The 9287-nt window shown below is 42.5% G+C and carries 14 protein-coding genes; 4 read left to right on the forward strand and 10 right to left on the reverse strand.

Annotation, left to right across the window (positions count from 1 at the left end; translation table 11 throughout):
• Window positions 1-35: 35 nt before the first annotated feature.
• From AB4623_RS17155 to AB4623_RS17200, 10 genes are all read right to left on the reverse strand, one after another.
• Entirely contained in the window at window positions 36-995 is a 960-nt protein-coding gene (locus AB4623_RS17155; protein ID WP_372146981.1) for a hypothetical protein, read from the reverse strand.
• Between the two features lie 61 nt (window positions 996-1056).
• Window positions 1057-1293, reverse strand: a complete 237-nt coding sequence (locus tag AB4623_RS17160; protein WP_372146983.1) for an ogr/Delta-like zinc finger family protein — start codon at window positions 1291-1293, stop codon at window positions 1057-1059.
• Window positions 1293-3212 (reverse strand): hypothetical protein, encoded by a 1920-nt coding sequence (locus tag AB4623_RS17165; protein WP_372146984.1) that lies wholly within the window; start codon window positions 3210-3212, stop codon window positions 1293-1295. Before AB4623_RS17165 ends, AB4623_RS17160 begins: the two co-directional genes overlap by 1 nt.
• A gap of 3 nt (window positions 3213-3215) precedes the next feature.
• Entirely contained in the window at window positions 3216-3494 is a 279-nt protein-coding gene (locus AB4623_RS17170; RefSeq protein WP_016785360.1) for a hypothetical protein, read from the reverse strand.
• The gene (locus AB4623_RS17175; protein WP_372146986.1) at window positions 3491-3712 is read right to left on the reverse strand and encodes a hypothetical protein; all 222 of its coding nucleotides are present in this window, start codon (window positions 3710-3712) and stop codon (window positions 3491-3493) included. The genes AB4623_RS17170 and AB4623_RS17175 overlap by 4 nt, the downstream gene beginning before the upstream one ends.
• The gene (locus AB4623_RS17180; RefSeq protein ID WP_372146988.1) at window positions 3709-3939 is read right to left on the reverse strand and encodes a hypothetical protein; all 231 of its coding nucleotides are present in this window, start codon (window positions 3937-3939) and stop codon (window positions 3709-3711) included. Before AB4623_RS17180 ends, AB4623_RS17175 begins: the two co-directional genes overlap by 4 nt.
• The gene (locus AB4623_RS17185; protein WP_372146990.1) at window positions 3939-4352 is read right to left on the reverse strand and encodes a hypothetical protein; all 414 of its coding nucleotides are present in this window, start codon (window positions 4350-4352) and stop codon (window positions 3939-3941) included. Before AB4623_RS17185 ends, AB4623_RS17180 begins: the two co-directional genes overlap by 1 nt.
• On the reverse strand, window positions 4349-4972 hold the full coding sequence (locus AB4623_RS17190) for a 3'-5' exonuclease (protein ID WP_372146992.1): 624 nt from the start codon (window positions 4970-4972) through the stop codon (window positions 4349-4351). The genes AB4623_RS17185 and AB4623_RS17190 overlap by 4 nt, the downstream gene beginning before the upstream one ends.
• A gap of 20 nt (window positions 4973-4992) precedes the next feature.
• Complete coding sequence (locus AB4623_RS17195) at window positions 4993-5535, reverse strand: phage regulatory CII family protein (RefSeq protein WP_372146994.1); 543 nt, start codon at window positions 5533-5535, stop codon at window positions 4993-4995.
• Between the two features lie 53 nt (window positions 5536-5588).
• A complete protein-coding gene (locus AB4623_RS17200) occupies window positions 5589-5882 on the reverse strand; it encodes a pyocin activator PrtN family protein (protein ID WP_099165635.1) in 294 nt (97 codons plus the stop codon).
• A 175-nt stretch (window positions 5883-6057) separates the two neighbouring features.
• Here AB4623_RS17200 and AB4623_RS17205 point away from each other — a divergent pair, with 175 nt between their 5' ends.
• From AB4623_RS17205 to AB4623_RS17220, 4 genes are all read left to right on the forward strand, one after another.
• Complete coding sequence (locus tag AB4623_RS17205; protein WP_108086287.1) at window positions 6058-6870, forward strand: S24 family peptidase; 813 nt, start codon at window positions 6058-6060, stop codon at window positions 6868-6870.
• Window positions 6871-7073: 203 nt separating this feature from the next.
• Window positions 7074-7859: a hypothetical protein gene (locus AB4623_RS17210; RefSeq protein ID WP_372146996.1), complete on the forward strand. Its 786-nt coding sequence runs from the start codon at window positions 7074-7076 to the stop codon at window positions 7857-7859.
• Window positions 7860-7980: 121 nt separating this feature from the next.
• On the forward strand, window positions 7981-8172 hold the full coding sequence (locus AB4623_RS17215) for a hypothetical protein (RefSeq protein ID WP_372146998.1): 192 nt from the start codon (window positions 7981-7983) through the stop codon (window positions 8170-8172).
• A 301-nt stretch (window positions 8173-8473) separates the two neighbouring features.
• Window positions 8474-9184 carry a hypothetical protein gene (locus AB4623_RS17220; RefSeq protein WP_372147000.1) on the forward strand — a complete coding sequence of 237 codons (711 nt, stop codon included), beginning with the start codon at window positions 8474-8476 and terminating at the stop codon, window positions 9182-9184.
• Window positions 9185-9287: the final 103 nt, after the last annotated feature.

Raw genomic sequence — 9287 nt, forward strand, 5'->3', positions numbered from 1 at the left:
TCATATACATTACTTGGCGTGTATCGAGGAGATGTTTAGTACGTTGCGACGGTAGAGTTAGATTTAAGTATGTCTACATTTTTACGTGTTACAGTCACTATGGCCATAGAGCACATAACCAACCTGCATAGTTCATCTTTATAAGGCCAGTCTCGATAGCTTTCTAAGCTACTAGGATCGCCGTCTATAATTAGGTGATGGATTGTATTTAATGCGTTTTCGTACTTGATGAAAAGTTCGGGATTAACATCCAATGGGAATGATGTATGAGCTAATTTTGCTCTTTCTCTGTTTAGGGAATCAAGGGCGTTCTCAAGAATAGGTTTAATCCGTAAATATTCCTTCTTGTATCGAGCTAACCAACCATTTTCGAGCCACGAGTTCTCCCATATATTAACCCAATCTTCGGTCTCTACGCGTTTTAACAACTGATAGCATGCAAAGCGAAAGGCAGGTGCAGAAGATATCTTATTGGAAACAGAGGGGGTACCAAATGTAGCACCAAAATCTTGATATTCGCCATCTGCAGCCTTTAATAGTGACTTGTATTCGGTGTCGTTCATTTCTCCAATACTATGTCTAATGACAGAGAGTATTGCGTTGCTCGTAATAGGCCCCCAGTTCTTCGATAACATGCCGTAAGTTGCTAACATTTCACTAGAGTCAGATAGTACATGACGTAAAGGTCTAGGGTTTACACCACCTAGGTTTCTATTGTCTTTGTGTCCAATTTCTTGAGACCAGTCATTCCACAGCCTATAGCTCAACTCTTTAAGAGGTTTAGTTTCTTTAGATAGTTCACTCACAACGTCAAAGTATGTTGAGGCTGCAGAGTTGTGATGAGTTGCAATTGCTGTCATTTCAGCAATTGAATTCGACTGCTTGCTAACACGCATAGAAACAATGGCTGCATATGCTGCCGCTATTGCAGCAAAAGCCGACATAGTAGTTGGTACGACGTCAAACCAATTTATATTTTCTAGGAACTGTTTCATAAGGATGCTTTCTAATTGATGCTATGTAACATTATGTTATAAAACAGAAGGCTCATGCAATTCAGTCGCTGAAAATCTCCATCTGGTTCACATCACCTTTGCACAACTCGGGCTGTAGTTCTGAGCTTGGCTTTTGGCCTGTCGGTTCAATGAAATGAGAGAACGAGGTATGCGCTACAAACACTTTCCCGCAATTTAGGTTTAAACATTGGCAGTACAGCTCTCGCGTTTCTGAACTGATGGAACGCGAGGTCGCTATACGAGTTTTGCTTTCACATTTGGGGCATGTCACTAGCATTATTGTAATCTCCCTTCTAAATAATCCGCTTTGGCACTTTGCCAATAACTCACTTCATCCTCATCGGGTTCTTCGGGTATGTAAGGTTCGCCAAGAACCGATCGCCAATAAGCCCGCCGTTCTAAAAAGTGGTGATATTGCGCTTGATAAGTTTCATCTGCTGCTTGTTTTAAATCGCTACAATCGATATCACGACAAGTCATCGACCAACCTCTAGCACCAGCTGCCCACATCAAGAAGTTATCCATCCGTTCTTTGGCTTCGTCGCCGTCAAAAGTTATCGAGAACCGGTTACCACTAGAAGCATGCATTTGGCGAGACTTCATTTCTTGCGTGGTTTTCTTGGCCGCATGTTCTAAGCGAATAATTCGCGATTGCAGTTTTTTCAGGAGATCTTCAGGCTTGCCTTGTTGCTTGGCGATACTCGATGCTTTCACGGTTTGAGCTTTTTGCTTATTGATACGTGAGATTGTTCGCAGCAAAGGTTTTTTCCACTGCTCAAGCTTGTAACCCAACTCTCGAATCACAGCCGTAATATTGTCGGCTTCAAACGAGGCGAGTGTTTCCCAACTTGGTGCGCGTGAGACTCTTGCTATGCTGTAACGATTCCCCTTAATTAAACCTTGGTCAGCGTTATTACCTTTGGCCGCGTAGCCCACCGCTTTGATGAGATAAGTGCTGGCTGCTTTCGGCTGTCTAATTCTTTCGATGTGAGCCATGCCATGACCCCATAGCGACTCCAAACGTTTGGCCCAGTCTTTGAAATACTTTTTATCGACCGTCCACTTCAACAACAGGTGAACGTGTGGGTTGGGTTCGCCATCTTCATTCATTGGGCTTTCGGCTACCCACATATAATGAAAATCAGCTTTCTCTCTATCAGGGCCAAACGGTGAAGGTTTCGCTTTGAACTGCCCAGGAACGTAGTCACCATCCTCCGTGTACCAACCTCGGTGAAACATCTTTTTGCTGCCATCGAGAAAGCGGGAAGTTTCGCGCCCAATACTGGTGTCGAGTGGTTTAATGATTTTGAATGGTTGTTTGGGTAACTGTGTATACAGGCCGTCTTTGCCAGGAATAAGATCACCGGTATCTCTTTCAAACTCTACTGGAGTAAATGGGCCGTCAGCATCGATGCCTTCGTCCATTGCGCCAAAAATGGCGTGACGTTGTGCCGGTGTAAAAGTCAAAGTTAGAAATGTAGTAAACCCTTCATGACATTGGGCGACATATGCACCACTTTCAAACATGTTAGAAACGCTCTTTGGTGTTAGCTTTTCCGTATAACGAGTACCCGAATTGGCTTCGGGTGCATTTCCTGCAGGCGTTTGGGTAACAATTTGAGCGCGCATTTGCCCAGACCATTCTCGTTTTTGCAGTTGAAGAGAGATAGGGGAGAGCTTCCTCTCGAAAGGGGGCCTTTTCTCATGCTTCAGTGGCAAAACTCGCGCGGTATTTCGCTCTGTACTTGCGTATAACGCATCAAAGCTTTCATGGCCCATTCGGCTATCAAGTTCTGTCTTGGTGCCAATGGGCTGCCCAATAACCTTCACACGCTTGTTGATTCGAGCCAACTTTAAACGCTTTTTCTCGTGTCGGACTTTTGCGCCCTTGGACAAGCCTAGTGTCTCCGGCCTTTCGGCCGCCGCTTCGCGGTCGGGTTTGGAGTTTGAATTTAGCCTTTTGAAATGTTCAGTTGCCAACTTAACATCTGTAACGTGTTTTGATTTTTGGTTAAAAACACGGTCGTAAACAGGAAGAGATTTAACTACGCCAGAATCGAGCAATTGTTGCTCGTATTCTGTGTAGTGAGGAATTTTGGAACCTAAAAAACCAGCTTCATAGCTGGCATTAGCAGTTTTAACTTCATCAATAGGCCGGACGGCTCCGGCCACATGGTACAGAGTTTCAATCTTCATCGCTTATTGCTTCACATCCCCTGGATTCGCATTACTTACCGAGCCCCAAGGTTCAGCGCACCCGTTTTCACTACACACATAATTCATTGGCTGAGAGTTGCCCTTAACACGCTTTTTAATGCCGTGTTTTTCGCGCAACTTCGACACTAAAAAGCGCGCTCGCTCTCGTTTCTTTGGATCTGGGTTCTCCATGCCCGCCATATCAGGGCAGGGCTTGTGTATTGGAGAAGTGATAGGCAAGTCAGCCGTCGATTTAGCTGGTCTAAAAGTCACATCACTCATGCTGCCACCTCGACAAATATCACTTCTGGTTTCTTCTTCTTTTCTTCTAACGTAGCGAGAATCTCTTTTACCTTCTCGTCATAAACACTCAAATACAGGCTTGCTCCTGCAAGGCTCCAAGCTGTTTGAACTCGCTGCTTCTTCCCAAAACCACAGAAGAAGCGGTCACCAATTTTTATCGCTACTGCTTGTTTTTGCGCTTGCTTGTAAAAACTCATAATTCGCTAAACTCCTGTGTGTCCATAATCATGTGACCGCCAGTGTGATTACCTCTGATGATCACGCCATTCATAACGTGTTCGCAGTTCAACGCCTCACATGCTGACTCAATTGCAAGTTTTGGCGTATCAAACTCGCCTAAGTGAAGGTTCATTACCTCATTTGTTTCAGCGTGACGAACCACGCCGCCACCGCTGTTCAAAGTTACCGCTATATAACTCAGCATCAGTTCGCTCCCACAGCTGACAAACAAAACTGTTCGAATTGATATAACGCTTCATCATCAAAGTGGCCTAGGTCACGTAGACCAAGCATTTCAAGAAACAGGTGGCGGTTACCCATATCTAAGCTCGTCCAGTGGTGAAGCTGTGAAACTTGTTCGATCGAACCGTTGCGATACCAACTAGGGAACGAATAGCCAAAGAACACACGAGCACGTTCTTCTTTCATTGCTTCTTTGATATCGGCCAAGACATCTTCTTGAGCTCGGTGGGTTGCGATAAGATCTTGCTTCTTTGCGATAGCATCGAGCTGAATCAGAATATCTTGCTGCTGTTCTTGGTTAGCGCTTTTAAAGCGTTCAACGATTTGTTCACACGACTGGTTAAACATGTGGTTGTGGGCATTTTGGTAACTCATTCTGTCACCTCAGCTTCTAACGCAGCTTGTGTATCAGCGGCATAGCTCGCCACCATATAAAACGTGCCCCAAATTTCAGAAACATACTTAGCCTGAAACTTCGCATCATCTAAGGCAGAATGATGAACACCCTCACGAACTAACGTTTCTTTGGGGTTGATACCTAAAAGGTCACGGCCCATTCTCACAATGGTTCGCACATCAAGGTCATTCCAATGAATGAAATTAGGACGAATGCGAGTCGCTTTGAAAGAGTTCATTAGGATCACATTGTCAAAGCCTGCGCCATTGCCCCATAAACAGATATCTTTTGATTCACCCAAATCAGCTAACCATTGGTTAAACTCAAGCAAGGCATCTTTAAGTGAAGACTTTGGCGTTTCTTTTAGGAAGATTGCACGAGCTTTATCACCTTGTGATAACCACCAAGTTACAGTCGGTGCATCAATATCACTGTAATAGGCAGCGCTATTTAGGTTAATCACTTCTTCAAACTCAGCACCTAGCTGACCATTGATAGGGTTAAAAATGACGGCACCAATAGAGACAATCGCAGCGCAGCTGCCGTTTCCCATAGTTTCCAAGTCAAGCATGATGTGTTTAGTTTTGTTCGTTTTCATAACTACACCCCTGTAGAAAGTTAAGTAAGACCAGGTAAAGGCGCACCGTTGGCTATCAAGTCCACACCCATACATAAGAAAGGGTGTGCACCACTTGTGCGGTCTTCTAGGTCGTTGATGAGTAGCACCAAGTTGCTAATGCCAGCTTGTGCCGTTTTGATAATTGAGTTTCGAGTTGAGCGAGGTAGGGCTCTTTGGCCTGCCGTGTCTAACGCAAGCTGAGAGATTTCTCCTGCAACCACTGAGTTGTCTAGAGCACGTTTGATAAACGTTTCTCTTTCACCTTCAGGAATATGAGCGGTCACTAGCCCTAACTGGCGAAGTACAACTTCTAAAATTACGTAGTCATCCGTAGCTTTAGATATTGCCACCATTTCAGGTAAAGAAAGTACGTGCGGTTGCTCGATATTCAGCTTGTTACGCAACATGTTTGAACGAAGGCCACAAGCTTTGGCTATGTCTGTTAGCTCGTTACGGTGTCGTGCTCGAAACAAACTGCATGCTTCGTTGTACTGTTCTTGTACATCCGCTAAAAAGACGCACATTGTCTGGTTCACTTCCATGTCTGATACTCACTATGAAACATAAGAAAAGTGGTTAGCTTCGAAGGTGGATATTAATGACGATGAAACTTTCCGTAGATGGATTCCATCCTTGCTCGCTCTTCCTCGTGTTTTCTTACAACGTAATCAGCAAGGTCGTTAACTCGAATCAACAACGGAACTTTCGTACCTTTGTTAGCTTCACTTTCTTCATGGAGACGAAAGGCAGGAATAGGGAATTCATGGCTGCTAACTTTGGCTTTAGCCGTCGCATACTTCATTCCGAAAAATGATTCTGAAACTTCGCTTAATTGAACAATCGGCTTACCAAACATTGCTTGAAGCCCGTAGTGAATATCCATGCTCATATAGTTATCCTCATTCTCACTACAGCACTGACGTGTTATAGTTCTTAGTTAATTGGTGTTTATCTTTGTTCTTGGCGAATGTGTTAGATAAACATCTTGTTTGTTCGTGTTTATGTGAATGGTGCACCCAGATAGTGACTATGTCAAGTGATTATCGGTGTTTATTGGTGTTTATGTGAAAGAGTGGTTTCTAAGTTCGGATTTAGTGGGTTTGGATGGAATGCCTAAATCAGTGACTGGCGTCTCCCAAAAAGGTAGACGTAACAATTGGTTATCAAGACAAAGTGCTACTTCTAGCAAAGTATTTGAATACCATATTTCTAATTTCCACCCAGATGTAAAAAAACAGCTGATTGAGAAATACGTCACGGATCTTGATGAAGCGGAATATCTATTAACTGCATCAACACCTAGCGAAACTTCGACGTCAGTAGGGCACGTTGATATTGGTAGCAGCCAAACTAGCCAGCAAGTTGCTAGTCGAGCTTCTCGCAATACCGATGGCAATGTCACAGAGATTTCGAATGTTAAGTCTGTGAAAGCCACTTCTCAAATAGGCGATATGTGCGCTGTACCTGTGTACAACGTTTATGCGTCTTGTGGGTTTGGTGCTCAAAACGATACCGAATACCAACTTAGAACCGAATTCCTGCCTTGCTTATGGTTAAGACGTTTCGGCCTGACAGAAGAAGATGCTCGTATCATCATTTGCCACGGTGACTCAATGGAAGATACTTTGAGTGACGGCGATGAAGTATTAGTCGATACGCGAGAACTCGATCACCCAGTAAAGCATGGTGTCTATGTTGTTCGCATTGGTAAGCACGTTTATATAAAGCGCCTGAAGTACGACATCATGGCCGAGGGCTATAACGTCATCTCAGACAACAAAGAAGAATATGATTCGTTTATCGTGAATGAGGAGAAACTCGACGAGTTCGCGGTAATCGGGAAAGTTATTACCACTGTCATGAAGGCGGTGATTTAGAAAAGCAAAGGCGACCTCAGGGTCGCCTTTTTTATTGTTGAAATTGACAATAGTGATTATCACAACGCTGGCTTGTTTTGATAAGTGCTTAGTCTCACTTTGTCGATAAAGGTTTTAGTCAGTCATTGTTTATCAAGGGTTTGTGATGATCATATCTTAGATAACACGCTGGCGCGTTTTTATGTGATGATAGAATACATGGATTGATTTATTTGCTTTATTTTTCAGTGGCTTATGGGGTGATTGTTGAGGTTCAGGTTGGCGGGAAAATGAGACTGCCTGTTATTAAGAATGTTATGCCTCTGAGTTTTAGGATAATTATGGATACTTTGACTTCAATTTTACTTGGTACGTTTTCTGGTGCAGCAATAGTTACATATTTGGCAAAAAAGTTATTAAATCATCAATTCGACAAACTGAAGAGTCAAGTGACTCATGAATTTGAACTTCAAAAGCAACAAGCAAAAAGTGATTTGGACAAAGAAGTCTATCAACATAACCTAAAGTTCGAGAGATATGAGCAGGATAGAGTTGAGGCTATAAAGTCACTACATTCCCAAATTGTGGATCTTGGTGATGGTATCGGGGAAGTTCGGGAGTTTGTCGATATTCCTGAGTATCAACTTTGTAAGGAAAGATATACTTCTGGTCTTCGCTCAATATTTGGAGCGTTTAGTACGTCTTTCTCCAAAATTCACACCACAAAGAAGAGTGTTGAAACACTTTCAATTTATTTTGATGCAGAACTAGAAGAGGAATTGGTTCAGGCGCTTTCTTCAATTGAGCAGTACTACGTAAAAGCACTTCACCGAGCGGAAGAACTTTTCGATAGTGTCAATAAATTGGACGGAGAACTGACTAAACAAAACCAACCTAAAGATTTATTAAAATTTTGGTTTGAGTTGGTTCGAAATTGGACTGATTTGGTTAAACCAGTAAATGACAACCTGAAAGGAATCCTAAGAGCTGAGCTCAGAAAAAAGGCTTAGTATCAAGTCGGATTCGTAAACGCATGCCGAACCCGCTTCGCTTAAACATGGCACACGTTCACTTACCCCTTAAACGGGCGTTATATTTTCAATCAGTATTTAAGCTTAAGGAACAAGGGATATGGCAACCTGGGATAAAACAAAGTATCAAGTTACATGTGATGGATGTGGTAAAAAATATAGTGTTATCAAGTATGAGCAGCCAGTTCGCGAAAGAGGGCGATTTAACTGCTATGGCTGTGGTAAGGAGCTAGAACGATGGAATGGTGGTGTGGATTATACTTTCACTGAAATTAAAGAAGGGAGTAACTAATGAACCCTAACCATAAATGTTCCTACTGCGAATCATATGAAAAGCAATGTCATAACTTTTGTCGTATGTGCGGAGTCGAATTTAAACCTAATCATATAAAGCATGTCCGAATTGCTTCAGGGTATAACACAAGTGAGAAGTTTTGTGGTTACTGTGGTGGACCCAAGAATAAGTGCTCGTGTTACTAAAAATGTAACAAGAACCTTAAGAGTGATTCATAACGCTTGTTGCCGTCCCTTAAAGTCAGTTTAGTGGTTATAGCACAATGATTTAGGTGGTGTTAAATGGAACTGGAGTATCAATGAAAACAAGAATTACGATTGATGTCGAAGGCTGTAAAAAAACAGTAGTGTCGATTACTGAGAATCAAAATAATTTTGATTTGAACATTCATATCGCTTCGAATGGTCGTATCTACCGTTCAGAGGATTTACGCGACTTGGTTAGTACGCGACCAGAAGAGGAATATGTTGCTGCAGATAAATATATTTCTGTTCACAATAGCAATAAAAGCTCAGAAAATAACATGATTAAGCGAACTACCAACTACAAAGATGGTACGAAAGAAACTCAAGCACACATAACTGGAGCGATAAAAACTTCGAATACGTATGGACCTGCGTTATTTAGAGTTTGTGGTGACCTGTCCAATGAGCGATATACCGCAGACATTGATGAAGCTGATAGTGTGCTGAGTCTTGGCTCGTACACTCCTGATAATGATCAATTACGCTTTATGCTAGTTGTGAGTGACAAAGATAAACCTTTCACGCCTCATGATGAGCATCCGTCAAACAATCGTACGATTCAGTTTGAAAACTTTTCGGTAACTATTATTTGGTCGTATCTCAATTCCCCTTCTCATCCACATGCTATTGATTTTTTCTTAACAACGACAGTCGAATCTGGTCCTTCACGAGGATGGGAGTGGAGCGATATCTATAACCTTTATACAGAGCTTAATATGGGTATCGCAAAGGAATATTTTGAAGTATACGAAAGTTCCATTTAACAAACGTTTAAGACAGATTCCCAACACTTGGCATTTTAGTGTTAATCGTTGGGTTTTGTGTTTAGGGTAGTATGGTTAGTTCTAGTGGTGGCGTTGCTCACTA

This window comes from Vibrio sp. 10N.222.52.C12 (genome assembly GCF_041474215.1).
Lineage (GTDB): Bacteria > Pseudomonadota > Gammaproteobacteria > Enterobacterales > Vibrionaceae > Vibrio > Vibrio crassostreae_C.

What these genes read in the sequence shown, in the direction of transcription:
- AB4623_RS17185 (WP_372146990.1), bottom strand. Translation starts at nt 4,352, where the DNA reads ATGAGTTACCAAAATGCCCACAACCACATGTTTAACCAGTCGTGTGAA.
- AB4623_RS17190 (WP_372146992.1), bottom strand. Translation starts at nt 4,972, where the DNA reads ATGAAAACGAACAAAACTAAACACATCATGCTTGACTTGGAAACTATG.
- AB4623_RS17175 (WP_372146986.1), bottom strand. Translation starts at nt 3,712, where the DNA reads ATGAGTTTTTACAAGCAAGCGCAAAAACAAGCAGTAGCGATAAAAATT.
- AB4623_RS17160 (WP_372146983.1), bottom strand. Translation starts at nt 1,293, where the DNA reads ATGCTAGTGACATGCCCCAAATGTGAAAGCAAAACTCGTATAGCGACC.
- AB4623_RS17200 (WP_099165635.1), bottom strand. Translation starts at nt 5,882, where the DNA reads ATGAGCATGGATATTCACTACGGGCTTCAAGCAATGTTTGGTAAGCCG.
- AB4623_RS17165 (WP_372146984.1), bottom strand. Translation starts at nt 3,212, where the DNA reads ATGAAGATTGAAACTCTGTACCATGTGGCCGGAGCCGTCCGGCCTATT.
- AB4623_RS17215 (WP_372146998.1), top strand. Translation starts at nt 7,981, where the DNA reads ATGGCAACCTGGGATAAAACAAAGTATCAAGTTACATGTGATGGATGT.
- AB4623_RS17220 (WP_372147000.1), top strand. Translation starts at nt 8,474, where the DNA reads ATGAAAACAAGAATTACGATTGATGTCGAAGGCTGTAAAAAAACAGTA.
- AB4623_RS17180 (WP_372146988.1), bottom strand. Translation starts at nt 3,939, where the DNA reads ATGCTGAGTTATATAGCGGTAACTTTGAACAGCGGTGGCGGCGTGGTT.
- AB4623_RS17155 (WP_372146981.1), bottom strand. Translation starts at nt 995, where the DNA reads ATGAAACAGTTCCTAGAAAATATAAATTGGTTTGACGTCGTACCAACT.
- AB4623_RS17170 (WP_016785360.1), bottom strand. Translation starts at nt 3,494, where the DNA reads ATGAGTGATGTGACTTTTAGACCAGCTAAATCGACGGCTGACTTGCCT.
- AB4623_RS17195 (WP_372146994.1), bottom strand. Translation starts at nt 5,535, where the DNA reads ATGGAAGTGAACCAGACAATGTGCGTCTTTTTAGCGGATGTACAAGAA.